The following is a 25110-nucleotide window of genomic DNA, read 5'->3' on the forward strand; positions in this document are numbered from 1 at the left end:
ATTCGTGTACATGTGTGTCAGCTTCGTTTCAGCTTTCCCGGAGAAGACGGACTGCTTCCCCGATCGGCCCGTCTGCAACTTTCTTGCCCTGCCGCAGCACTACGCCCCTGTCACAGACCCTGCTCACCATATCCAGGTCATGGCTGACGACAACGAGCGTGCAGCCTGACTCCCGGAGTTCCTGGATGCGCGCAAGGCATTTCTTCTGGAATGGTTCGTCGCCTACCGAGAGAATTTCGTCGATCAGGAAAACGTCAGGATTCGTGTGAACAGCGACTGAAAACGCAAGGCGCAGGAACATGCCGGATGAATAGAACTTCACCTCGGTGTCAATGAACTTTCCAATTTCCGAGAATGCGACGATCTCATCAAAACGCGCTTCCGTTTCCTTCTCGGTCATTCCAAGAAGCACTCCATTCAGGAACACATTTTCGCGTCCCGTCAGGTCCGGATGGAAACCTGCGCCCACTTCGATGAGCCCGGCCACCTTCCCGCGTGTCCTGACACTTCCGGTATCGGTACTCATGACACCGGAAATGAGTTTGAGAAGAGTCGATTTTCCCGAACCGTTAAAGCCCAGCAGCGCAACCGATTCACCGACTCCGACGGTGACGTCCACTCCGTCCAGCGCCATGAACGTCGACGAAAGGTCCCCGCGGCGTCCCTTGAAGAGCCAAACGACTGTCTCTTTGAGGGACCGGGTGTGCCGGAGGTTAAAGCGTTTGGATACGTTTTCTACAATGATTGCTTCTGCCGCCATCACAACTCCTGTGCGAATCTGCCCTCAAGGCGACGGAATACGGTCTGGCCAATTGCGAGGATTACTACCGAAATCAACAAGCCCACCGGCAGCCACAGCGAAATGAGGTTCTCCGGCATCCGGGCGCCCTCCGCAGCAGTCCGCACCGCTGCCGTCGGAGCCCAGAATGCGAAGTGGAACAGTTCCACGGCAATCGTCATCGGGTTGAGCTGGTAAAAGAAGTAGAAGGTCTCCCCCAGGGTGTCCCTGACCAGGTACCAGGCGTAGAGAACAGGGGAAAGCCAGGTGGCCATCATAAGCATCAGGTCCACGATGTTTTCGGAGTCCCGGAACATCACATTTGCGGCAGCAAACAGCAGGCCAAGGCCGAGGGACAGCATGGCGACGATGACGAATGCACCTATGGCACCGAGGATCTGGAAGATACTCGGTGACCATCCGAAGAAGAAGCACGCGAACAGCAGAATCAGGAACTGCGGCAGGAAGTGGACGATAGCCACCCAGACGGATGCCACCGGGAACAGCTCACGCGGAAGGAAGATCTTCTTGACGAGGGCGCCGTTCGCAACGACGGACCGTGTTGCATTGCTGAAGGCTTCGGAAAAGAAGTTCACCAGGATGATGCCCGAGAACATGTAGATCACGAAGTTGGGCTGTTTGTTCAGGCCCAGGAAGACCCCGAGGGCGAAATAGAACACAATGAACTGCACCCCGGGCTTGACGTAGCTCCAGAGCAGGCCCAGCACTGAGTTGCGGTAGCGGACCTTGAGCTCTTTGCGCACGATGAGCCGGAGGAGTTCGCGGCGCCGGAGCACGTCCAGGAGGCCGCCGCCCTTATCGGGAGCGGCCAACAACTCTGCGCTCATGCGTCGACCCCTCCGCTTTCAAGCTTTACGCCAGCTTCAAAGTGCGGCCGGATCTGGTTGTCAAACATGGTCAGGGCTGAACCAATGGCCATGTGCATATCGAGGTACTTGTACGTACCGAGCCGGCCACCGAACAGAACATCCTTTTCGGCGGCAGCCAGGTCGCGGTACTTGAGCAGGCGTTCGCGGTCAGCCGCGGTGTTGATCGGGTAGTACGGCTCGTCGCCTTTTTCGGCCGCCCGCGAGAACTCGCGCATGATGACTGTTTTCTCAGTCTGGTAGTCGCGCTCCGGGTGGAAATGGCGGGGTTCGATGATGCGCGTGTACGGGACGTCGTCGTCGTTGTAGTTCACCACTGACGTTCCCTGGAAGTCGCCGACGTCGAGGACCTCCTCTTCGAAGTCGATGGTCCGCCAGGACAGATCGCCTTCCGCGAAATCGAAGTACCGGTCCACCGGACCGGTGTAAATCACCGGGATGCTGCCGACAACTTTGTTCTTGCTGTATTCGTGCGACTCGTCGAAGAAGTCGGTGTTGAGCCGGACCTCAATGTTCGGGTGCTCCGCCATCTTTTCGATCCATGCGGTGTAACCGTTGATCGGCAGGCCTTCGTACTTGTCGTTGAAGTAGCGGTTGTCATAGTTGTAGCGCACCGGGAGGCGGGAGATGATTCCCGCGGGCAGGTCCTTCGGATCCGTCTGCCACTGCTTGCCGGTGTAGTGCTTGATGAACGCCTCATACAGCGGCCGGCCGATCAGCTGGATGCCCTTGTCGTTCAAGTTCTGCGGATCAGTGCCTGCAAGCTCGCCGGCCTGCTCCTTGATCAGGTCCTGGGCCTGGCCCGGGGTCAGGTTGGCGCGGAAGAACTGGTTGATCGTGGCCAGGTTGATCGGCAGGGAGTAGACCTCGCCCTTGTGGACGCCGTAGACCTTGTGCACGTAATTCGTGAACGTTGTGAATCGGTTGACATACTCCCACACGCGCTCGTTTGACGTGTGGAACAGATGGGCCCCATAGCGGTGCACCTCGATGCCGGTCTGCTCTTCCTTTTCGCTGTAGGCATTCCCACCGATATGGTGGCGCCGGTCGAGGACAACGACCTTCAAGCCCAGCTCAGTGGCGGCCTGTTCTGCGATTGTCAGGCCGAAAAAGCCCGACCCTACGATGACGAGGTCAGCGGTCACAAAATCTCCTGATTCGAATGCGGGCAGCCCAATGTTGTGCATTGGCTGCTGCTCTAGCCTACCCGAGGCTGTGCCGCCACCAGTGAATCCCTGGCCCAGCCCGGGCTTATCCACATACGCCATAGCGGCCGGTGCCCCGCGGCGGTGCCCGGCGATAGCTTAGGCAGAAACCGACTCATTCCCAACGGAAAGCACCTGATGACGCTCCACTGCACCCTGGTCCGGGGGCCCGACGCCACCAGCCCCGGTCCCCCGATCGAACTCGAGGTTGAGGCCCCATCCGGAGGTGCTGGCCTCATGCTGCAGCAAGCCCTGGAGAGGGACTACGGCGCGGGCGACTTGTCCGTATCCGGGCTCCCGTTGTCCTGCCTGTCAGTGGGGAAACCGCCGCTCGTTAACGGGGCCGTCATCGTGGACGGCGCCGGAAAACGGCCTTCCGAGGTCGGCGAATCCGCGACGCTGCTGGTCGCTGTACACAGCGGTCCCGCTGCGGGAACCGTGGAGCCCCTGCGGCGCGGCACCTATCGGATCGGCCGGAGCGGCACGGAAATCGCAATTCCTGATGCTGCGCTGTCCCGTGAACACGCCAGGCTTAACGTCACGGATACGGCTGTCACCATCACCGATTTGGACAGTATCAACGGGACATTCGTGGACGGGAAGCGGGTGGGGCAGGCGTCGGTCTCAACAAACTCACTCATCAGCTGCGGTAACTCCACGCTGTCCATTGTGTTTGGCGCCGGGCCGACCCATCGGCTTCCGGAGTGGGACGCTGCCGGATCCAGCGTGGCTGAACCCTTGAAGATTCCGCATCGGCCGGATAGCGGCAACAGGGGCGTTCTCCTCGTCACCGCGGTTCTCCCGTTGCTCATTGGCGTGGGTCTTGCGGTCATCACCGGAATGTGGATGTTCCTGGCCTTCACGGCAGTTTCTGCAGTCTCCGTGCTCATTCCCCTGATGGCCGGCCGCCGCCAGCGGCGCCGCCTCAAGACACTGGTCGCTGCCGCCGTCGAAGACGACACCCAACGACGACGCCGGGCCGCGCCGTCCGCCGCCGAACTCGTCCTCAGGGGCCAAGGCGACCAAACCGGCCCTGCACAAGGTCCCGACGCACCCGACGACGTCGCCCTGCGACTCGGGCTCGCGGAACAACCGGCCAACATCAGCATGGATCCGGCCGACCCGGAGTTCGAGGCGCCGGCACTGCGGCTCATGCCCTTCATCCTTCCGCTTCCAGACCTCACATCTGTCCGCGGTCCGCAGCAAGATGTCGCGGGTCTGGTCCGGTTCCTGATCATGCAGCTCACCAGTTGCCGGTCTTCATCACGCATCCGGGTCCTGGTGCATGGGTCGCCCCGGTCCCTCCCGCTGACCTCCCGCTACCTTGCGCCCGTGACGCTCTCGTCCAACCTCCGGACGACGACAGAGGTACTGCAGCGGGGCATCGACCGGACGCGGGAACGCGGCGTGCTGATACTGACCGGCGGTGTCGACCACCATGCCGGTTCTCCCGGTATATATACGGCCGCGATCAGCCGCGGCTGGCATGTTGTTGACTGCGCACAGGATGGATCCGCGAAGTCGGGCACGGTGATCGAGCTGAGAGGAACTACCGCCCGGGTGTGCGCTGCCGACTCATGGACGTCCTTCCTGCCCGACCTTGTCCCCGAGCAACCTTTCGATCGATACTGCCGAAGCATGGCCCCGCAGTTTGAGCGCAGCCCGAGCTCCGGACCTGCGGTGCCGCCGAACTGCACCTTGTCCGATGTCCTTCCGGGGACCACGGCAGACACGTCGGCCCGTTGGGCTACCGGCCACCTGAGTCCGGGCCTCTCCGTTCCCATCGGCATGGCGGCCCAAGGTCCCCGCATGCTGGACCTCGAGTCGGACGGCCCGCATTTTCTGGTGGCCGGAACCACGGGTTCCGGTAAGTCTGAACTCCTCAGGAGCCTGACGGCCGGACTGGCCCTTAGCTACCCGCCGGAACGGATCAACTTCCTCTTTATTGATTTCAAAGGCGGCTCCGGCTTGGGACCGTTGACCGGACTTCCCCACTGTGTGGGCATGCTCACGGACCTCACGAGGCACGAACTTGACCGCGCGCTCACCTCCCTGCGTGCCGAAATCCGGCACCGGGAGGAAATGCTGTCCGGCGTGCAGGCGCCGGACCTGGCCGGGTACAGGGCAATTGGCTGCCCGGCCGGCCCGCTTCCTCATCTGATCCTCATCATCGACGAATTTAGAATGCTCGTCGAAGATGCTCCCGAAGCCCTGAAGGAACTGATGCGAATTGCGGCGATCGGACGGTCGCTGGGCGTACACCTGATCATGGCCACGCAGCGACCCCAAGGGGCGCTTACGGCAGATATCCGCGCCAACGTCACTACCAGCATTGCGTTGCGCGTCCAGTCGGAGACGGAATCGGTGGACATCATCAATTCCAGGCTGGCCGCGGGAATTCCGCTGTCCAGTCCAGGGCGCGCCTACTTCGCCCGAGGGACGGAGGATCCAGTCGAATTTCAGGCAGCCTCCCTGGCTGGCGCCGAAACAGCGGTGAGTGCTTCCTCGATCCGTGTTCGCGGCGCAGCGGAGTCCCTTTGGGCATCCGCGTCGGGCAGGGCCGGGCATGCGGCCCCTTGCCTGCCGCCGTCTCCTGCCCGGGCAGCCGGCCCTCTTATCGAATCGCTGGTGCAACTCTGGGGCGGCCTGGGAGGCGCTGCACCCCGTCGGCCAGTGGCCATGCCGTTGCCATCGACGGTACCCCTTCCCCCGTCCGGCGCGCACGGCACGGACGGCGCTCACGGCACGGACGGGGCGGACGGCGGTTCCGATTCCGGTGTCTGGTCCATACAGCTAGGACTGTTGGACGAACCCGACCGGCAGCGCGTTTCCCGGCTGGCATGGCAACCGTCCGGCCACGGGCATCTGGCCCTCGTTGGCGGAACGGGGAGCGGGGTGGACGAAGCCCTGGACCTAACGCTGCAACAGCTGATCGGGCACGACGTTGAATCGCACGTCTACCTGCTCGACGCCGGAAACTCCTTCGGCGCCGCCCGTTCCCTGCCGCGGGTGGGCGCGGCGGCAGGCCTTCACGAACTCCGCCGGGCTGTGCGGATCCTGGAGCGCGTTGCACTCGAACTGTCCCTGAGGCTCAGCCGCCCCACGAAGGATGTCCGGCCACCGCTTGTCCTCGTACTTGCCGGCTGGGGCTCGTGGGCTTCGTCGCTCCGGGCGGGTCCACTGGCCTGGGCGGAAGACCTGGTCCAGGACATCATCCGGGACGGTGCGCGGGCAGGCGTGACGGTGCTCATTGCCGGAGACCGGGAGCTGGTAACAGCCCGGTACTTCGCATCCGTCCCCAACCGGGCGTACTTTCCCACTGGTTCCACCGAGGAGGGCCGACTTGCATGGCCGCGGCTGCCTGACGTCGCGATGGTCCGCGGACGGGCGGTGGTATTCGGCCCGTTCACTGGCAGCCCGGGCTCGGTGGCCCAGTTCTATGCCGCGCCCGCAGCGGGCATGGCAAAACCGGCGATGGTGAAGGAACCGGCAGCCAGGCCCTTCAGAATCGAAGCCTTGCCCCCGCGCCTGAGCGTGTCCGATGTGCTCGCGCGTGTCACGGCGGACACTGCGTCACCGTCCAACCGCGCTGCCGGCGGTCGGGGCGGTACCAAAGACCGCAGAATTGTCGTCGGTATCGGCGGTGACGAACTTGTCCCCGCAACTGTCCGGTTGCCGCCCGGAAGCGTCCTGCCTGTCCTGGGAGGTCCCTGTTCCGGTAAGAGTTCCTTTCTTGCCGCCCTCCCGCCGCTCAACGCCGAAGTTCCCGGATGGTTCTTTCCCGGTACGGAGGAGACCGCCGCCAGCTATTGGGCGGACGTCCTGGCAAGCGCTGATTCCGGCGGTCTCAACAAAGGCTCAGTCCTGCTAGTGGACGATGCCGACTTGCAGACACCGGAAACGAACCGTCACATCGCGGCCCTGCACGGGCTCGGGTTCACGGTAATAATGACTGCGGGGTTCAGCCCGACGCTCAGCCAGAGGGTGCCGGTGGCTGCACAGGCCCGCGGGCAAGGCACCGGCATCCTGGTCGCACCACGAACCATCATGGACGGAGAATTCTTCGGCATTCGCTTCGAAGTGGAGGCCAACCCGCCGCCCGGGCGGGCCGTCGTCATTGCAGAGGGCAGGACAACACCGGTCCAACTGGCAGCTGGCCTGCGCCCGCAGGTCACAACGCGGGGGGCGCCCCTCCGGCCCTCGAAGCAAAGCTGATGACTCTCTTGTTAAACAACAGCACCATTGCAACGACAGCCGGAACCAGCATGGCGAATCCCGCGGCGATGTATCCGCCGGTGAGCGTCGGAAATCCTATGGTCAGGACAAACAATTGGGCTACCAGGGCCCCGGCACGCGGCCACCGGAATCCCCGGAAAAGAAAATACGCAACAGCGTAAAGCCAGGCCGCAAAGGAAAGCAGGAGTGCCAGGGTAAAAACAGCGCCCCAGAAAGAAAGCACCGGCGCCCCCGTGAGCAGCTGAACGGCATACCAGCCCGCTGCCACAAGGAGAGCCGTCGCCTCCGCTGCGACGATCAGGGACAGTACGATGACCGTCCGCGGCCGCGCGGCCCGGGCTCCCGGGGCAGCAGGAATGGGGCCGGAGTGGTTCTCTGGGGGTCTTGACACACTGGCACCCTACCGGACATAGTCGGTTAGCGGGGAGGGCGCTGGCGACCTATGTGACGTATCGCTCACGCTTAAGAGGCACTTCTTAGACGATTACCCCTTGTTTACACAGCGTTAACATGACACGCTTAATTCAGATGACCAAGGGGACCCGGCAGGGTCCCTTTCTTATGTAGCCTCTAGTGAATATTTTCACAAGATGCTTCCAACGAGTTCCCAGGAATGGAGTGACTGATCAGCATGGATTGGCGTAACCGCGCAGCGTGCCTCGACAAGGACCCGGAGCTTTTCTTCCCAGTAGGAAACACCGGGCCCGCTCTCCTGCAGATCGAGGAAGCCAAAAGTGTGTGCCGCCGCTGCCCCGTGGTGGACACCTGCCTTCAGTGGGCCCTCGAATCGGGACAGGACGCCGGCGTTTGGGGCGGAATGAGCGAAGACGAGCGCCGGGCCCTCAAGCGCCGCGCTGCCCGCGCCCGTCGGGCCTCCTGACCGGATGAATCTGGGCCCTTCGGGCCACAAGGAAGCAGCCGCGGACTTCACAGTCCGCGGCTGCTTTCCCTTTCAAGGGATCCTGTAGCTCAGCGCTTTTGCAGGTTCAGGATGATCTGCACGGCAGTGCCGCCACCCTCACGCGGTTTCCACTGGATACTTCCGCCGAGCTCGCTCGTGACGAGGGTGCGGACGATCTGCAGTCCCAGGCCTTCGACGTGGGGCGTGTCGGGCAGTCCGACGCCGTCATCGGCCACCGTGACGGTCAGGAGCTCGTCTCCGTCCTCGCCCTCTGAGCGGTCAGCCAGCAGCCAGACAGTTCCCGTCCTACCCTCCAGGCCATGTTCCACGGCGTTCGTCACCAGCTCGTTGATCACCAGAGCCAGCGGGGTGGCGAAATCGCTGGGCAGCTCACCGAACAGGCCGGACCTGGCAGTCTTGACCTGCTGCGAGGGTGAAGCGACTTCAGCGGAAAGACGGAACTGCCGCCCAATCAGCTCATCGAAGTCGACGCTCTGCGTCAGTCCCTGGGACAGCGTCTCGTGGACAAGGGCAATGGTTGCAACTCGTCGCATGGCCTGCTCAAGGCCCTGCTTGGCTTCATCGCTGACCATCCGGCGTGACTGCATCCGCAACAGGGCAGCAACCGTCTGCAGGTTGTTTTTCACACGGTGGTGGATCTCGCGGATGGTGGCGTCCTTGGTCACAAGTTCCATTTCCCGGCGCCGTAGCTCAGAGACGTCACGGCAGAGCACCAGGGCCCCAAACCGCTGTTGCTCATCGCGCAACGGGATAGCCCGCAGTGACAGGCTGACTCCCCGGGATTCAATTTCGCTGCGCCAAGGCATCCGCCCGGTCACGACGAGCGGCAGGGTTTCGTCCACCATGCGACGGTCCCTCAACAGCCCCGCAGTGACTTCTGCCAGCGACCTCCCCTCAAGGGATTCACCGTCGCCTAGCCGCCGGAATGCGGAGACGCCGTTGGGGCTGGCGTACTGCACAATTCCGTCTGCGTCGAGCCGGATCAGACCGTCTCCCACCCGCGGCGCGCCGCGGCGGGATCCGGTGGGCGAAGCGAAGTCGGGCCACAGGCCGAGGGTTCCCATGCGCAGCAGGTCGTAGGCGCACTGCCGGTAGGTCAGTTCGAGCCGGGACGGCATCCGCGAACTGGACAGGTCCATGTGTGTGGTCACGATAGCCAGCGTCCGGCCGTTTCTCACCATGGGAACGGCTTCAACCCGGAGGGCCATATCACTGCTCCAGTTGGTTTCACTGGAACGCTCGATGGTCCGGCTGCTCCAGGCCTTATCAACCAGCGGCTGCAGATCCGACCTGATCCCCTCCCCCACGAAGTCGGCGTGGAACACCGTATGCGTGGTGGAGGGGCGGACGTGGGCCAGCGCCACGTAACCGAACTCAGGATGCGGAAACCACAATGCGAGGTCGGCGAAGGCGAGGTCGGCGACCATCTGCCAGTCGCCCACCAGGAGGTGCAGCCACTCGGCATCCCCCGGCCCAAAATCAGCGTGTTCCCTGATGGGGTCCGTAAAGATTGCCACTACACCTCCATATTCGACGCTTGGAACGGGTCCCTAGCGTCGGACGATTGACCTCAAGAGCCTCAATGCTACCGACAGTGACGCCATATCGTCCGCTTCGAGTGAGTTGACCTCGTCAAACATGCTCCTGGCACGGTTCAGCTGCTCGGCATTCAGACCTTCCCAGTCCAGTACCCGGTCCTCCGCGGGGACTCCGGCCGACGTCGACTCAAGGACCGACGTCGTAATGTCCGAAATCGTGGAGTACAGGTCATCACGCAAGGCAGCACGGGCAAGTGCCTGCCAGCGGTCACGCCTCGGAAGTTTGGTGATCCGTTCCAGCAGCGAGTCCACATGGAAGCGGTCGAATACCGTGTAGTACACGTGCGCGATGCTTTCCACCGGCTCCGGGCTGACATGGGCGATCTTGGCGATGTCGAGCAGCACGAAGCTTTCGAACAGTTCGGCCCAGCGGTGTGCAAGATCCTCCGGAAGTTCCCAGCTGCGGGCCTTTTCCAGCCAGGCGGCCACGCGCGCACGGTCCTCACCACGCAGGTAATCGAGGAGACGGGCACGCATCGGATCCATCAGCGGCTTGAATTCGTCCACGATTTCCGAAATCGGCCGGGAGGCGCTCCCCTGGCCCAGGACCCACCTGACCGCGCGGTCAAGGAGCCGGCGAATATCCAGGTGTACGGTGCTCCAGTGTTCGGTCGGGAAGGACGCCGGCAGTTCGTTGAGCTCTCCCACCATGACGTCCAGCTCGTAAATTTCGCGGAGGGCGACGAATGCCTTGGCCACGGCTGCTTCGTTGGCCGAGGTCTCTTCAATGGTGCGGAACGCGAACGTAATGCCGCCGAGGTTGATCATGTCGTTCGCCACCACCGTGGCGATGATCTCCCGCCGCAGCGGATGGGTGTCGAGCTCGGCGTCGAACCTTTCCCGAAGCTGCTTGGGAAAGTACGAACGCAGAGTCTGCCTGAACCACGGGTCGTCAGCGAGATCGCTCTCACGCAGGGCAGTGGCGAGTTCGATCTTCGCGTAAGCCGCCAGAACCGACAGCTCGGGCGAGGTCAGCCCCTGCCCCTGTTCCAGGCGTTCCCGAAGCGTCGCCGTTGTGGGCAGCGCTTCAAGATCGCGCTTGAGGTCGGCGGATTTCTCCAGCCAGTCCATGAGGCGCTCGTAGCTGGGGCTCCACTCCGCAACACGGATGCGGTCGTTGAGGAGCAGGATGTTCTGGTCGATGTTGTCTTCCAGGACGAGCCGCCCTACTTCATCCGTCATGGATGCCAGGAAGTCCGCCCGCTCTGCGGCCTCCAGCTTGCCCGCGGCGACCATCCGGTCAACAAAGATCTTGATGTTAACTTCGTGGTCCGAGCAGTCGACGCCGGCCGAGTTGTCGATGGCGTCGGTGTTCAGGATGACGCCCTGAAGTGCTGCCTCAATACGTCCGCGCTGGGTCATGCCCAGGTTTCCGCCTTCGCCCACCACTTTGACGCGGAGGTCCCGGCCGTCAACGCGGATGGCGTCGTTCGCCTTGTCCCCCACCTCGGCATGCGTTTCGGTGCTTGCCTTGACGTATGTTCCGATACCGCCGTTGTAGAGCAGGTCCGCGGGCGCCAGGAGAATGGCGCGAAGGAGTTCCGGCGGGCTCAGTTCGGTGGTGCCGTCAGGCAGCCCGAGGGCGACCCGCACCTGGTCGGAGACAGGAATGGACTTTGCCTGCCGTCCGAAGATGCCACCTCCTTCGCTGATGAGGGATTTGTCGTAATCGTCCCAGGAGGACCGGGGCAGGTCGAAGAGCCGCCGCCGTTCTGCGTAGGATGACGCCTCATCGGGATTCGGATCCAGGAAGATGTGGCGGTGGTCGAATGCTGCCAGCAGCCGGATGTGTTGCGAAAGCAGCATCCCGTTGCCAAACACATCGCCGGACATATCGCCGACGCCCACCACCGTAAACGGCTCAGACTGCGTGTCCAGGTCCAGTTCGCTGAAGTGGCGCTTGACCGATTCCCACGCGCCGCGGGCCGTGATCCCCATGGCTTTGTGGTCGTAGCCCACGGAGCCGCCGGAGGCGAAGGCATCCCCCAGCCAGAAGCCGTACTCTGCCGAGAGCCCGTTGGCGATGTCCGAGAACGTTGCCGTTCCCTTGTCTGCAGCGACAACGAGGTAGTTGTCGTTGTCGTCGTGGCGGACGACGTCGGCCGGCGGAACCACAGCTTCGCCGTCCGGAGTGGTGATCAGGTTGTCCGTAAGGTCCAGCAGACCGCGGATGAAGGTCTTGTAGCTCTCCACGCCCTCCGCCATCCACGCCGTCCGGTCGACCGCAGGGTCCGGGAGCTGCTTGGCGAAGAATCCGCCCTTGGCGCCGGTGGGCACAATGACGGCATTCTTGACGGTCTGAGCTTTCACAAGGCCAAGGATTTCGGTGCGGAAGTCCTCGCGCCGGTCGGACCAGCGGAGCCCGCCACGGGCCACCTTGCCGAAACGCAGGTGCACGCCTTCCACCCTGGGCGAGTACACCCAGATTTCAAACATCGGGCGCGGGAAGGCCAGCCCGTCGATCGCGGCGGGATTCAGTTTGAAGCTCAGGTACGGCTTCTGCTGGTAGAAGTTGGTGCGGAGTGTGGCCTCAATGAGGTTCGCAAACGTCCGGAGCACACGGTCTGCGTCCAACGTGGCGACCTGCTCAATAGCGGCCGCCAGCTCCGCGCGTACGGTTACCTGGCGCGCCGCCCGGACATCGTCACCGATGGCGGGGTCAAAGCGCGCCGCGAAGAGTGCACTCAGTGAGCGGGTCACGTCGGGATTGGCCAGCAGCGTGTCGGCAATGAATCCGAACGAGTTCGTATTGCCCATCTGGCGCATGTATTTCGCGTAGGCACGGAGGACCACAATCTGGCGCCAGTGCATGCCCTCGCGCAGGACCAGCCGGTCAAAGCTGTCCGACTCGACGTCACCGGAAACGGCGGCGCCGAAAGCTTCCGCCAACAACTGGCCGGTCCCGAGGGGAGCCACGCCAGCGGGGTACTTAAGGCCCAGGTCGTACAGGAAGAAGTCCCGCTTGTCCGCGGTCTCGATCTCGAAGGGCCGTTCATCGAGCACTTCAAGGCCAAGGTTATGGAAGTACGGCAGAATCTGGCTAAGGCTCTTCGGCTCAAGCATGTAAAGCTTGACGCGCGCGTCCTCTTCCAACGTGGCTCCGGCACCCTCCGGCAGGTACACGTGCACCCCGGGCCGCTCCTGCGTGCCCTTTTCGGCCAGCTCGGCAGCCGACCCGTACTTCTCGAACCGCGCGATGTCCGTCAGGGCGTCCTCAACCTCGTAGTCCACGCGGTAGGTGGCCGGGAAGGCCTCGGCCCAGGCCGAGGCAAGCCCTTTATTGTCGTCATCGGTGGCGCTGGCACGCAGCACCTCGGTAATGCCTTCGCTCCACGAGCGCGCTGCCCGGACCAGCCTCTTCTCAAGCTCTTCGACATTGACGTCGCTGACATCGGCATCCTTGGGCAACCGGATACGGAAGAACAGCCTGGCCAACGCAGACTCGGTCATCCTGGCTTCGTAGTCAATGGAGACGGCATGGAACGTCTCGCGGAGCTCCTGCTCAATGCGGAGGCGCACGTTGGTGGTGTACCGGTCACGGGGCAGATAGACGAGTGCGGACATGAAGCGGCCGTAGATATCAGGCCTCAGGAACAGCCGCGTGCGCCGCCGTTCCTGCAGCCGCTGGATCCCGGTTGCCGTCGCGGCAAGGTCCGATACCTCGATCTGGAACAGCTCATCGCGGGGGTAGGTTTCGAGAATACCCAGCAGGTCTTTGCCGGAGTGCGAGTGCGGCGGGAATCCGGCGCTGCGCAGGACGGCTTCAACCTTCTCGCGGACAATCGGAATGTTCCTGACCGAGCCGGCGTAGGCGCTGGTGGCGAAAAGACCGATGAACCGCTGCTCGCCGTTGACGTTTCCGGCGGCGTCAAAGCTCTTGACTCCGATGTAGTCGAGGTACGCGGGGCGGTGCACCGTGGAGCGGGAATTGGCTTTGGTGATGACCAAGGCGCGCTTTTCACGGGCCTTCCTGCGGCCCGCAACGGTGAGGTGCTGGACGTGGTGTCCGTCGGCGCCGCTGCGCAGCAGCCCGAGGCCGCTTTCCTCGCGCAGTTCCAGCACGTCCTCGCCGGACTCATTGACGAGGTCGTATTCGCGGTAGCCAAGGAAGGTGAAGTTCCCGTCGTCGAGCCACCGGAGGAGGTCCTGGGCCTGGCGCAGTTCCTCGATCTGCGATGGGTTGGCCACCTTGTCCAGGTCCTGGGCGATCTGGAGCGCCTTGTTGCGCATCTTGGGCCAGTCCTCCACAGCGGACCGGACGTCCCCAAGGACTCGTTCGATGCCTTCGATGAGCCGTCCATGCGCTTCCTCGCTGGCAGGACCGATTTCGACGGCGATCCACGACTCCATGTGCGAGGCGTTGTCGCCCTGGGCAATCAGGTGTGACAGGCTTGGCATCGCTGCCGTGTCGCCGCTGGAGATACCAATACTGGACGGGACCCTGTCCACTTTTGTCAGTCGCGCGGTTTCGCGGTTGCGCGTAACCACAAACAGCGGGTGAAGGACGAGGTGGATGGCCGAGTTCTGGCGCACGAGCTCGGCGTTGACGGAGTCCACCAGGAACGGCATATCGTCCGTGACGATGTACACCACGCTGCAGTCGGCTTCGTCCACGATCCGCACGTTGGCGGTGCCCGGCACACGGACAGCAGCCACTTCCCGGTGGGTTTCGGCGCGGGCAGCCAGGACGTCCGGTGAGTACGCCCGGGAATCCTCCTCCGCAAGGTGCTCGTAGTAGTCTCCGAAGTACCCTTCACGGGCTCCGAGCAAAACGGACTGATCCTCCACGCTGGACCCAGACGACATCGACAAACGCCTCCATCACAAGTTCATAGTTGCCTCTTTGCAACCCTTATGGCGAGCCTAGCCCTTTAGGTGACGCTTCGCTGTGGAAGAAAAGACAGAGGATCGGCGCTTTTGCTGGACAGGTGCACAAACCGTTTCGGCTATCGCATAACGCAGCCCGGACTCGGGTGCGGCCTCGAGCAAGAGGCTTCCGGACAACAGTGCCGCGTCGCACGCTGCGTTGTCTGAGGGAAGGAACGAGGCAATGCCTTCCGCCGGCCCGTACCTCTCCCACGCCTCCCGGAGCTGGCGCTCGGGGAAGCGTCCGACGGCCGAGGCGCGGACTTTATTCAGGATCACCCTTGGTGATGCCTGCGGAACCGCCGCTTCGAGCTCGGAAAGGCCGCGAACCAGCCGTGGCACGCCGATGGAATCGGCCGATCCCACAGCATAAACAGTGTCCGCGAGTTCAAGGCTTCGGAGGGTAGCGGCATTCCTTCGCGGTGCCATGGTGTCAAAACTGAGTTCCTCGTCTGCCTCGAGGCAGAAGCCAGTGTCAACGACAATGTAGTCCGCCACCTCACGGGCTTTCTCAAAGACTGCACCAAGGGCAGATGCGCGCAACTCGGTCCAGCGGTCTGCGCGTGTGATCCCTGTCAAGACCTGAAGCGTGCCTGGTTTGAGGGCGACGGACGTGGCGATCTTTAGCAAGGCGTCGGCATCCAGCTGCCCCAGGTCGGCCAACCGGCAGGCCTGGGCCAACCCGGCAGATTCGTCGAGCAGTCCCAGCAGTCCCGCAACGCTCGCTCCGTAGCTGTCAGCGTCGATCAGGAGCACCGAGTTGCCTGCTGCGGCCAATTCACCTGCCATGTTGACTGCCACCAGTGTCCGGCCCGGTGACCCGGCAGGACCCCAGACGGCGAGGACCTGGCCGGCGCCGGACGGCTCGGCCGGAAGGTCATCTCCCTCGCCCGGCAAGGTTCGAATGGCTGCACCGGTGTCGGCGAAGCCGCTGTCACCAGCCTGAACCGACCCGGGAAGGGCCCACTGGGCAACCGCACCCGAGATCCTGCCTGCCAGCGCTGCAGAGTCCACCCCCGCCGGCGCAGCCGTGACGCCGATCGCGGTCAGCCTCGCCGTTTCTGTGGCGCTGTCCGTCAACGCAACAATCACGACGCCGACGGCGGTGAGCCGGTCGACAAGCGAAGCCGTCAGTTCGTCACTCCCCTCCGCGACGACGGCCGCCCGTGCGAGTCCGCTTTGGCAGGCGGCCAGCAGTTCCGCCAGTTCCGAGCATCTCCGCACCACAGTGACTGGTCCATGGAGGCGTTCCAGGCCTCCGACAAGGTCCTCGCGTGATTGCCCGACCGTGACCACCGGAATACTCACGGGGTTTCACCGCCCGGGTTCCAGACCACCGATATCTTGGCCTTGTTCGCCTGCGCTCCCAGCAGACTGGGCATCTGCTCGTCGGTAACGAGGACCATGACCACGGTGGACCGGGACGACCCCAAGGTGGTCGATCCGGGAGTGACCTCAGCGACTTCGGCCCCGGGCAGCAACAATTTCGGCTCGTTGAACCCGTTACGGGCATCAGGCAAGGCCACCCAGGCGTCCACCCGCGAACCGGCCGCCACTTGTTCCGGCAGCGCCTCGTCAATGGTGATGGCGACCGGCTTGCGGTTCAACGCATCGGGCCGGCCGAGGCTCTCCCGTGGCACCAGCTGGTCCGGGCCAATCCGCTGTACCGCAACCATGCCTTCTGGCAGTCCGGCCTCGGCGGTGACGTAGTGGGCTTCGACGTCGCCGAGCCTGACTTTCACCCGGTTGACGTTCTCAGGCGTGAGCTTCTCCCCCACGGCGATCGACCCTCTTGCCGCGTACACCTCGGTGGTCCGGTCGGCAGCACCGACCAGCGACACAACGCCCGCCACGGACGCCATCACCAGCAGGAATCCGAGCAGGAGCCGCGGATCCTTCCAGGACGGCTTCTTCAGCCTGACTGCCGTCGTCGTACTTGAACTCACGTACCGCTCCCCCCTCGGTGCCGACCGGGCTGGTTCTGCGCCGGACTCCCTCATTGTTACGGCAAAACGGCAGGATCGAAAGTCACAAGTCCAAACAGTGCCAAACTGTGGATAACCGCATCATTCGACGTCATTGGTGGCAAAATAGTGGCATGCCCCGATTCCTCACCCTCGCAGACGTAGCGGAACAGCTGCAGATCAATTCCCCGGCAGCCTATGCACTCGTGCGAAGCGGCGAACTCAAGGCCATCCAAGTGGGCGGACGCGGACAGTGGCGCGTGGAAGAGAAGATGCTGGAACAGTACATCGAAGAGCGCTATGCGGAGGCAGACCGCATGATCCAGGAAGCCAAAGCCAAGTCCGTCTGAACCAGGGGCGGCCGAGGGCGCGCCGTCCTACTGATGACCTTCCGTGCCGCGGACGGACCGTAACGCACCAAGCGAGGAAAAAGGTACCGACGCAATCTGGCTGACGTTGGCCGCGCGGCGGGCTTCTCCGGGCCGGGTTAAGGCCAGATCCAAGTAATCCCGCCCCACGCGGTCGATGACGCCGCTCAGCACCGCAGCTTCCTGCGTGCCACCGACGAGGACCACCGCAAGATCAGCCCTGTCGCGCGCCAGCGCACGAAGGGCGCTGGCGAGTCCCAATTTGCGCCTGACCGACGACGGCTCCGACACTGCCAGCCTCCCCAGGCCGTGATAGCGGGAAACCGCCGCAAATGGAACCAGCACCTGATGATGATGGTCGTTGAGGAGCAGGCTCTCTCCACCCACGTGGCCCAGTGTTCCCTCGAACACGGCGCCGGATACCAAGTGGACCGCCACCCTAAGCCCCATGGATCCGCGCAATCTGTCGGCCAGCTCGACGCCCGCAACCTCCGCCCGCGACCGTTCGGAGATTTCCGATTCAAGGTCCAGGCGGTCAACCGAGGCCAGCTGCGCCTCCATGTCTCCAAACAAGGCATCCCAACGCATGCCGCAAATCTAGGCCGGGGCAGGCCAGCGGTCAATTCACGCGCCTCACCGGGCGACCAAAAAACAAATGACTGGACAAAACTTGAAGAGCAAGTTCAAACTAGGTTCAGTTGCATCAAACAACATCAAAAAGCATCAAACGACTAAGGAGCGGGCACATGGCGGTTTCACGGGGCAGGATGCTTGGCTCGGACGCATCCCTGGCGGCGGCGATTCTGCTCCTGGGATTCTTTCTGGCGGCCACCGGCGCCTCACTGATGGAACGCTGGCAGCGGTCATCCGCGAAGGCCCAGTCACTTGGCTTCGAAGACCTGCTCGGATTTGTCGTCAACACCGCCGGACTCATCGTGGTCACCTGGTGGGTCCTGTCGATGGTTATAGCGTTTGCGTCTGCCGCCCTCGAGCGCACCGGGAACGGCCGAGCCGCAGAAATCACGGGAAAGTTCAGCCCCGCCTTCATGCGCAGACTCGCTCTCGCCGCAGTGGGACTGCACCTACTGGGCGCACCTTTCGCCCAGGCCGCTACGGATCCCGCCGCCCCTCAGTGGAGTCCAACCACGCCCGCAGCTGCAGCTGTTTGGGCCCCCACGGAACAGCATGCCCGGGACCTCAGCCCGAGTTCTTCGCCATCCGCCGGGTGGGCACCAACCACGTCGTCACCCGACGCCGTGGCGGGCCGCGCCGCCCTGGTGTCCGTGTTGCCGGCGATCTCCACATCCGGCGAGAAGGCGGATCCACGGTGGAAGCCGAATGCGCCCCTCGTGAGCCCGGGGCCGCTGGCGGCCCAACCCGGGAGCCGTCCACAGCCGGTTGTCGACGACGGGCACGTCACAGTGGTTGCCGGAGACTCGCTCTGGAGTATTGCGGCCAGGCACCTGGGCGGCGGCCGCGCGTCCGATCTCGATATCGCCATGGAATGGCCCCGATGGTATGAGGCCAACAGGGCGGTTATAGGAGACCGCCCCGATGCACTTCTCCCGGGCCAGGTCCTCAGGCCTCCATCCTGACCCTGAATCCGCCACAGGCCACCATCAACTATTCGCCATCAATCAGAGGAACGACATGAGCGCACTGCACCTGGCACCTACATCACCGGCATCGGAACGTTCCGCACCCGGTATTCCGCCCGCCCGCCGGCTGGCAGCAGTTCCGGCAACGGACGAGATGTCCGCGGGTCATCGTCCGGCCGACGCACCGCCAGGGCCGCGGCCAACAAATCCGGCCGGAGCCGGCGATAACGGGCGTTCCCTGCGGATTGCGGGCGAGAACAGGGAAGTCTGCGCGATTACCCGCGGGACGGTTCAAGCCGCCATCGAAGTGCTGGCAGGAACACGGCCTGTCCAGCAACTCTCTCGAAGGCTTGACCAACGGTGCCTGGCCTCATTGCAGCACCGCGCGGCGCTGACCCGTCGGCTTGCTGCCGGTCCCTCCCCCACAGCAGGTCGCCTGCACCGCAACCCAGTAGTCCGCTCGGTCCGCGCCTGCGAAGTCGCTGCCGGGATCTACGAGGCAAGTGCCGTGGTCGTGGATGAACTGAGGGTCCGCGCAGTCGCTGTGAGGCTTGAGCGCAGCAACCAGGTGTGGCGCATCACGGCACTGGAGATCGGTTGACTGATCGTCATGAACGCCAACTCACGGTTCAAGCATCCAAACACGGTTGAATACGGGTGAAGACCGGAACAACAGTTCCGGTCTTCACCCGTATTCAACCCGCTGCTGTTCGACCAGCCCTCAATCCCTAACGCTTCTTCTTTTTGGCCGCCGGCTTGCGTGCGCCGTCCTGGGCAGCCTTGGCCGGGTTTCCGGAGCGCCCCGACGACCTGCCTTCAACACGGGTCTGGCTGGCGCCGTCTTCGCCCGGCGCGGTGTACTGCAGCTGGGCCGGCTTCTCCGGCGCTTCCAGTCCGGCAGCGTGGATTTGCGGCTCGTGGTGCTCCGTGTGCTCACCGGCACCGTCGGCCACGACGACGTCTTCGGCAGGAGTGACCTCGACCTCCAGGTTGAACAGGAAGCCGACGCTCTCCTCCCTAATGGCCTCCATCATGGCCTGGAACATGATGAACCCCTCGCGCTGGTATTCCACGAGCGGGTCGCGCTGTGCCATGGCGCGGAGGCCGATGCCTTCCTTCAGGTAGTCCATCTCGTAGAGATGCTCCTGCCACTTCCGGCCGATCACGGAAAGCACCACCCGGCGCTCCAGTTCGCGCATGCTCTCTGAGCCGATGGCCTCTTCCCTGGCCTGGTAGACCAGGCGCGCGTCGGAAAGAATCTCCTCCTTCAGGAAGTCCACCGTGATGCGGGACTTGCCGCCGGCCTCGTCGATGACGTCGTGGGAAGTCACGCTGACCGGGTACAGCGTCTTGAGGTTGGTCCAGAGCTGGTTGAAGTCCCAGTCGTCCCCGGTGCCTTCGGCCGTTGCTGCGTCGATGAGCGCGGTGATGGTGTCTTCAAGGAAGAACTGCACTTTCTCGTGCAGGTCATCGCCTTCGAGGATCCGGCGGCGGTCCCCGTAGATGGCTTCACGCTGGCGGTTGAGGACGTCGTCGTACTTCAGGACGTTCTTGCGCTGTTCCGCGTTGCGGCCCTCGACCTGGCCCTGGGCAGATGCGATGGCCCGCGAAACCAGCTTCGACTCCAGGGCAACGTCGTCAGGAACGGAACTGTTCATCAGCCGTTCCGCTGCGCCCGAATTGAACAAGCGCATCAGGTCATCCGTCAAGGAAAGGTAGAACCGCGACTCGCCCGGGTCGCCCTGGCGTCCTGAACGTCCGCGGAGCTGGTTGTCGATGCGGCGGGACTCGTGGCGTTCAGTGCCGAGGACGTAGAGTCCGCCCAGGTCCAGGACTTCCTCGTGTTCGTCTTTGACCGCCTGCTTGGCCGCCTCGAACGCCGCAGGCCAGGCGGCCTCGTATTCTTCCGAGTTTTCTTCCGGATCCAGGCCTTTGGCTGCCAATTCAGCGACCGCGGTGAATTCAGCGTTTCCGCCGAGCATGATGTCCGTACCGCGGCCGGCCATGTTGGTCGCAACCGTCACGGCACCCTTACGGCCGGCCTGCGCGACGATGGCCGCTTCACGGGCGTGGTTCTTCGCGTTCAGGACCTCGTGCCGGATGCCTTCCTTGGCCAGCAGCCGGGAGAGGTATTCGCTCTTCTCCACGCTGGTGGTACCCACCAGCACCGGCTGGCCCTTTTCGTGCCGCTCGGCGATGTCCCTAACGACGGCATCGAACTTGACCGCCTCGTTTTTGTAGACGAGGTCGGGCTGGTCAATGCGCTGCATGTCCCGGTTGGTGGGGATGGCCACCACGCCGAGCTTGTAGGTGCTCATGAACTCGGCAGCCTCGGTCTCGGCGGTACCGGTCATGCCGGAAAGCTTGTCGTACATGCGGAAGTAGTTCTGCAGCGTGACCGTGGCGAGGGTCTGGTTCTCCGCCTTGATCTCGACGCCTTCCTTGGCCTCGATCGCCTGGTGCATGCCTTCGTTATAGCGGCGGCCGGCAAGGATACGGCCGGTGTGCTCGTCGACGATCAGCACTTCGCCGTCGAGGATGACGTAGTCCTTGTCCCGCTTGAAGAGTTCCTTGGCCTTGATGGCGTTGTTAAGGAACCCGATCAGCGGCGTGTTGGCGGACTCGTAAAGATTGTGGATGCCAAGGTAGTCCTCGACCTTCTCGATGCCGGCCTCCAGGACACCGACCGTGCGCTTCTTTTCGTCGACTTCGTAATCCTGCTCGGGCTGCAGCCGCAGGACCACCTTCGCGAACTCGCTGTACCAGCGGTTGGTGTCCCCTTGGGCCGGACCGGAAATGATAAGCGGGGTACGGGCCTCATCGATGAGGATCGAGTCCACTTCGTCAACGATGGCGAAGTGGTGGCCGCGCTGGACGAGTTCCGTCTGGTCCCAGGCCATGTTGTCCCGCAGGTAGTCGAAGCCGAATTCGTTGTTCGTACCATAGGTGATGTCCGCGGCGTACTGCTCACGGCGAACGGCGGGGTCCTGGTTGGACAGGATGCAGCCGCTGCTCAGTCCCAGGAAGCGGTAGACACGCCCCATGAGGTCGGACTGGTATTCGGCCAGGTAGTCGTTCACGGTGACGACGTGCACGCCCTTGCCGGCGAGCGCATTGAGGTAAGCCGGAGCGGTGGCAACGAGGGTCTTTCCTTCACCGGTCTTCATTTCAGCGATATTGCCCAGGTGCAGGGCAGCGCCACCCATCAACTGAACGTCGAAGTGGCGCATTCCCAAGGTGCGGGAGGAGGCTTCGCGGACGGCAGCGAAGGCCTCCGGCAGGAGGTCATCCAGCTTCTCGCCGTCCTGGTGGCGTTCCCGTAGCCGGTCGGTTTCTTCACGCAGTTCGGCGTCCGTGAAGGTCTTGAAAGAGCTCTCCAGGGCATTGATGGAATCGGCATAGTTCCTCAACTGCCTCAGGGTCTTTTTGTCACCCGTACGGAGAAGTTTTTCGATAAGTGATGCCACGTGAAGTTGCTCCCAGTCTCAAGCTGCCGAATTCTGGCCTGTTCAGTCTACGGGAGACACGCACGGCACGTTACGCCTGTTCCCTAAGAGCGGATAGCCCGCTTCGCCAGCAGCTACGGCCGCGGCAAGAGCGGGCGCAAGGTCCCCGGAGGGCAGCACAACCACACGGTCAAGCCCCAGCCAGTCGGCCATGAGGTGCAGTTCCGCAGCAAGTTCGACGGCGGTGTCCGCCGGGGCGTCCGGCTCGGCGTGCGCCGCCCTCGCGAGGAGCAGCCCGGACGCCCTGTCAGCCTTGAGGTCGACCCTCGCCACGATGCCGTCCCGCAACAGGAACGGAAGCACGTAGTATCCGAAACGGCGTTTCGCCTCAGGGGTGTAGATCTCAATCCTGTAGTGGAATCCGAACAGCTCCTCCAGGCGCCGGCGCTCAAACACGAGCGAGTCGAAGGGGCTCAGAAGCGCCCGCCCGGTCGCCGTGCGAGGGAGCCTGGCGTCAACATGCCGGTAGACCGCCCTGTCCCAGCCCCGGACGGATACGGGCTCGAGCGTGCCGTCCTCCACCAGGTGCTGCACCGCGATGGCGGCCGCCTTCAGGGGCGTTCGGAAGTAGTCCGCGAAGCAGCGGACGGTGCCGATGCCGTGGGCCCTGGCCGCGGCATCGATGAGCCGTTCCATCGCAGCCGCAGGATCAGCCTCAGCGCCTCCTCCGCCGTCGAACCCGGAATAAACCCTGGCGGTCAGCGCGTAGCGCCGTTCAAACTGTTCGGTCCGCGAGGCCGCGGAAACCAGGCCTTCCTCAAACAGATGTTCCAGGACCCTTTTGACCGTATTCCAGTTCCAGCCCCATTGGTCCCGCTGCCGGTCCTCCACATGGCCCAGCCGGGCGGTAAGTTCCGCGGCGGTCAGGGGTTTTCCCTTTGCGAGTTCTTCGAGGACTTTCGCGGCCACTCCGGTGCGGAGTTCCGGATCCATGCCTGAGGCCCCCACCCATTTGCGGTTCTGCCACAGCAGCAGGTCCGGGAAGTGGTCCGGCCGGATGAAACTGGCTTCGTGTGCCCAGTACTCCGTCATCCTGCGCGGATGCGAGGAAGCCATCCGGTGGAGAATGCCGCGGTCGTAGTTTCCGAGCCGGGAAAAGAAAGGCAGATAGTGGCTGCGGGCCACGACATTTACGGAATCAATCTGGACCAGGTGGAGCCGGTCAAAGGTCCGGCCCACCGCCCGTGCAGTCACGGGTCCGGCGGGCCGTCCCTTGTCCAGTCCCTGGGCTGCCAGCGCGATCCGCCGTGCCTGGTTAAGGCTCAGCGATGCGCCCATGTCAGTCCTTCCGTTGGCTGGTCAACACCAGCTTAGGGGGACGCGCGGCTCAGGCGCGCGCGGGCTCGTCCTCCGAGCGGTAGGCAAGGATCTTCTCTTCCACGGCTGCTTCACCCGGTTCGCATGTCTGGTCCAGGCTGATGACGCCATAGGTCCACCCGTCGCGGCGGTACACCACGGACGGTGCTTTCGTTTCCTTATCAACGAACAGGTAGAAGTCGTGCCCCACAAGCTCCATGTTGTCGACGGCGTCGTCGAGCGTGAGGGATGCCGCCGGGAACACCTTGCGGCGGATCAGGACCGGCGAATCCCCTGCAGGGATGTCGTTGTCGACGTCGTACGGCGACTTTTCGACCGGTGCGGCCTGGGGCTCCTGGTGGCTGCTCGCCTCCACGTACAGAGGCTCAGTGGCGCTTGCCGGCTCAAGGCTGGCGGTCGCTTCGGTGACGGACTTGGGGGTGTGCCGTCCGTGGTGGACCTTCTTGCGGTCCTTCGCCCGGCGCAGGCGCTCAAGAAGCTTGTTGTAGGCGAGATCGAACGCGGCGAACTTGTCGGCGGCGCTGGCCTCCGCACGGATGACGGGGCCCCGGCCCAAGACAGTCAGCTCAACCGTGAGCAAGTCTGCGGTCTGGCGGGCCTTGGTCTCCTTGGAGACCTTCGCGTCCACCCGTTGGACCTTGTCTCCCAGCGATGCGATCTTTGAGATCTTCTCGTCGGCGTATTCGCGGAAGCGGTCTGAAACCGTCAAATTCCGTCCGCTGATCATGAACTCCATGGTGCCCTCCAAATGACTTCGGTGACACGACGGCGACACTTCCCGGGGCCGATCTGACTGACAGTCGAGCCCCTTTCCGAGCCGCTATCGACAGGTACAACTGATCTTGGTACCCACAACCGACGTTAGTTCATCGCTACCCGTTATTCACCTTTTCTTCGTTTATTTTTTTCAAAGTCAGCCGCCCATCGCTGCTGTGGCGCCGGGAACGGTTGGTGGATCTCCGACGTCGGGCGGGCGTGTCGCTGCGAGTACAACGGCACCCACTACGACGCCTCCCGCCTGGTGGACCGCACGTGCTGCTTCCGCCAGCGTGGCTCCGGTGGTCAGCACGTCGTCCACGATGATGCATGGGCGTCCACGGATGTCCGGGGCGAGGAGCGCCGGCCTGGCCCGCATGGACCCCCGGACGCGCTTGGCGCGGGCGCCTCGTCCCAGTCCTTTTTGGCCTCCGGCCATCGCGTGGGCCGGAACCAGCGACTGGAGCCGCTCGGACAGGTCACCGTCAGCCCATGGCTTCTGTCCGAATCCTCTACCCTTGCGCAGTGCGTCGGCAGGACCCCCCGCACCGAGGCTCCCGCCGCGGTCCAGATTCCGCAGCATGAGGTGCACGGGGCTGAATCCGCGCTTCCTGAATGCGCTGTTGGTGGTGGGAACGGGTACCAGGCAGTATCCCCGCATTGTTCCGGCTGCACTTTTGATGGCTCTTCCCAGCGCTTTGGACAACACCGACTCGAGGTGGCCCTGGCCATATTTCTTGAACGACAGCACAGCCTGCGCGAGCTCCTCGCGATAGACACCGGCGGCCACGACGGGAAGGATGACCAAACCGTTCACATCCATCAGGGCAGGGGCCTGTCCCTCGGCCCTAAACGGAGTCCGTGTGAGCCCGCGCAGCGCCCGTTCACAGGGGCCGCACAGCGTGAAGTCTTCCGTCCCACAGCAGACGCACTCCACGGGGGCGGCGAGGGCCAGGAGTTCGCGGACCGAGTCCGCTGCCCGGTCCGCGGCACGCGGCCACCACTGCGCATAGTCGCTCCGGTGTTTTGCCGACGCCGGCGCGGACGGCTGGAGATCGGGGTCGGGGCTTCTCGTCACAGACCAAGCCTTCAGTGCGGGGTGTCCGGGC

Annotated in this window: 18 protein-coding genes; 5 read left to right on the forward strand and 13 right to left on the reverse strand. The window is 63.6% G+C overall.

Annotated elements, in window-relative coordinates:
- Nucleotides 1-28: 28 nt before the first annotated feature.
- The 3 genes from TV39_RS13955 to glf are packed head-to-tail and all read right to left on the reverse strand — an operon-like array spanning nucleotide 29 to nucleotide 2810.
- Nucleotides 29-760, reverse strand: a complete 732-nt coding sequence (locus TV39_RS13955) for an ABC transporter ATP-binding protein (RefSeq protein ID WP_043482624.1) — start codon at nucleotides 758-760, stop codon at nucleotides 29-31.
- Entirely contained in the window at nucleotides 760-1626 is an 867-nt protein-coding gene (locus TV39_RS13960) for an ABC transporter permease (RefSeq protein WP_043482625.1), read from the reverse strand. Before TV39_RS13960 ends, TV39_RS13955 begins: the two co-directional genes overlap by 1 nt.
- Nucleotides 1623-2810 (reverse strand): UDP-galactopyranose mutase, encoded by a 1188-nt coding sequence (gene glf, locus TV39_RS13965; RefSeq protein ID WP_043482626.1) that lies wholly within the window; start codon nucleotides 2808-2810, stop codon nucleotides 1623-1625. Before glf ends, TV39_RS13960 begins: the two co-directional genes overlap by 4 nt.
- A 198-nt stretch (nucleotides 2811-3008) precedes the next feature.
- Between glf and TV39_RS13970 the strand changes: the two genes are divergently transcribed.
- Nucleotides 3009-7085: an FtsK/SpoIIIE domain-containing protein gene (locus tag TV39_RS13970; protein WP_043482627.1), complete on the forward strand. Its 4077-nt coding sequence runs from the start codon at nucleotides 3009-3011 to the stop codon at nucleotides 7083-7085.
- Here TV39_RS13970 and TV39_RS22575 read toward each other — a convergent pair.
- Complete coding sequence (locus tag TV39_RS22575) at nucleotides 7042-7419, reverse strand: hypothetical protein (protein WP_442853499.1); 378 nt, start codon at nucleotides 7417-7419, stop codon at nucleotides 7042-7044. The genes TV39_RS13970 and TV39_RS22575 overlap by 44 nt on opposite strands.
- A gap of 318 nt (nucleotides 7420-7737) precedes the next feature.
- On the opposite strand from TV39_RS22575, the gene TV39_RS13975 reads away from it, so the two are divergent.
- Nucleotides 7738-7986 carry a WhiB family transcriptional regulator gene (locus TV39_RS13975; RefSeq protein WP_003804966.1) on the forward strand — a complete coding sequence of 83 codons (249 nt, stop codon included), beginning with the start codon at nucleotides 7738-7740 and terminating at the stop codon, nucleotides 7984-7986.
- Nucleotides 7987-8075: 89 nt separating this feature from the next.
- Here the strand turns inward: TV39_RS13975 and TV39_RS13980 are convergent, their stop codons facing one another.
- The 4 genes from TV39_RS13980 to TV39_RS13995 are packed head-to-tail and all read right to left on the reverse strand — an operon-like array spanning nucleotide 8076 to nucleotide 16438.
- Nucleotides 8076-9545, reverse strand: a complete 1470-nt coding sequence (locus TV39_RS13980) for a sensor histidine kinase (protein WP_043482628.1) — start codon at nucleotides 9543-9545, stop codon at nucleotides 8076-8078.
- A gap of 33 nt (nucleotides 9546-9578) precedes the next feature.
- Nucleotides 9579-14432 (reverse strand): NAD-glutamate dehydrogenase, encoded by a 4854-nt coding sequence (locus tag TV39_RS13985; protein ID WP_043482629.1) that lies wholly within the window; start codon nucleotides 14430-14432, stop codon nucleotides 9579-9581.
- Nucleotides 14433-14489: 57 nt separating this feature from the next.
- On the reverse strand, nucleotides 14490-15800 hold the full coding sequence (locus tag TV39_RS13990; protein WP_043482630.1) for an AAA family ATPase: 1311 nt from the start codon (nucleotides 15798-15800) through the stop codon (nucleotides 14490-14492).
- Nucleotides 15797-16438 carry an SAF domain-containing protein gene (locus TV39_RS13995; protein WP_144406424.1) on the reverse strand — a complete coding sequence of 214 codons (642 nt, stop codon included), beginning with the start codon at nucleotides 16436-16438 and terminating at the stop codon, nucleotides 15797-15799. Before TV39_RS13995 ends, TV39_RS13990 begins: the two co-directional genes overlap by 4 nt.
- A 152-nt stretch (nucleotides 16439-16590) precedes the next feature.
- Here TV39_RS13995 and TV39_RS14000 point away from each other — a divergent pair, with 152 nt between their 5' ends.
- On the forward strand, nucleotides 16591-16806 hold the full coding sequence (locus TV39_RS14000) for a helix-turn-helix domain-containing protein (RefSeq protein ID WP_043482632.1): 216 nt from the start codon (nucleotides 16591-16593) through the stop codon (nucleotides 16804-16806).
- Nucleotides 16807-16833: 27 nt separating this feature from the next.
- On the opposite strand, the gene TV39_RS14005 is transcribed toward TV39_RS14000, so the two are convergent.
- Nucleotides 16834-17412 (reverse strand): hypothetical protein, encoded by a 579-nt coding sequence (locus TV39_RS14005; protein WP_043482633.1) that lies wholly within the window; start codon nucleotides 17410-17412, stop codon nucleotides 16834-16836.
- Between the two features lie 158 nt (nucleotides 17413-17570).
- Between TV39_RS14005 and TV39_RS14010 the strand changes: the two genes are divergently transcribed.
- Nucleotides 17571-18419: a LysM peptidoglycan-binding domain-containing protein gene (locus TV39_RS14010; protein WP_043482634.1), complete on the forward strand. Its 849-nt coding sequence runs from the start codon at nucleotides 17571-17573 to the stop codon at nucleotides 18417-18419.
- A 55-nt stretch (nucleotides 18420-18474) separates the two neighbouring features.
- Complete coding sequence (locus TV39_RS22580; protein ID WP_235347391.1) at nucleotides 18475-19023, forward strand: Rv3235 family protein; 549 nt, start codon at nucleotides 18475-18477, stop codon at nucleotides 19021-19023.
- A 127-nt stretch (nucleotides 19024-19150) separates the two neighbouring features.
- Here the strand turns inward: TV39_RS22580 and secA are convergent, their stop codons facing one another.
- The 4 genes from secA to TV39_RS14035 all read right to left on the reverse strand — a co-directional run bounded on the left by secA (nucleotide 19151) and on the right by TV39_RS14035 (nucleotide 25079).
- Nucleotides 19151-21889 (reverse strand): preprotein translocase subunit SecA, encoded by a 2739-nt coding sequence (gene secA / locus TV39_RS14020; RefSeq protein ID WP_043482635.1) that lies wholly within the window; start codon nucleotides 21887-21889, stop codon nucleotides 19151-19153.
- 42 nt (nucleotides 21890-21931) lie between these two features.
- Nucleotides 21932-23206, reverse strand: coding sequence for a winged helix-turn-helix domain-containing protein (locus TV39_RS14025; protein WP_043482636.1), 1275 nt, complete (start codon nucleotides 23204-23206; stop codon nucleotides 21932-21934).
- A 49-nt stretch (nucleotides 23207-23255) separates the two neighbouring features.
- Nucleotides 23256-23981: a ribosome hibernation-promoting factor, HPF/YfiA family gene (gene hpf, locus TV39_RS14030; protein ID WP_043482637.1), complete on the reverse strand. Its 726-nt coding sequence runs from the start codon at nucleotides 23979-23981 to the stop codon at nucleotides 23256-23258.
- Between the two features lie 177 nt (nucleotides 23982-24158).
- Complete coding sequence (locus TV39_RS14035; RefSeq protein ID WP_043482638.1) at nucleotides 24159-25079, reverse strand: ComF family protein; 921 nt, start codon at nucleotides 25077-25079, stop codon at nucleotides 24159-24161.
- Nucleotides 25080-25110: the final 31 nt, after the last annotated feature.

The sequence above is a fragment of the Arthrobacter sp. SPG23 genome, assembly GCF_000876655.1.
GTDB lineage: Bacteria > Actinomycetota > Actinomycetes > Actinomycetales > Micrococcaceae > Arthrobacter.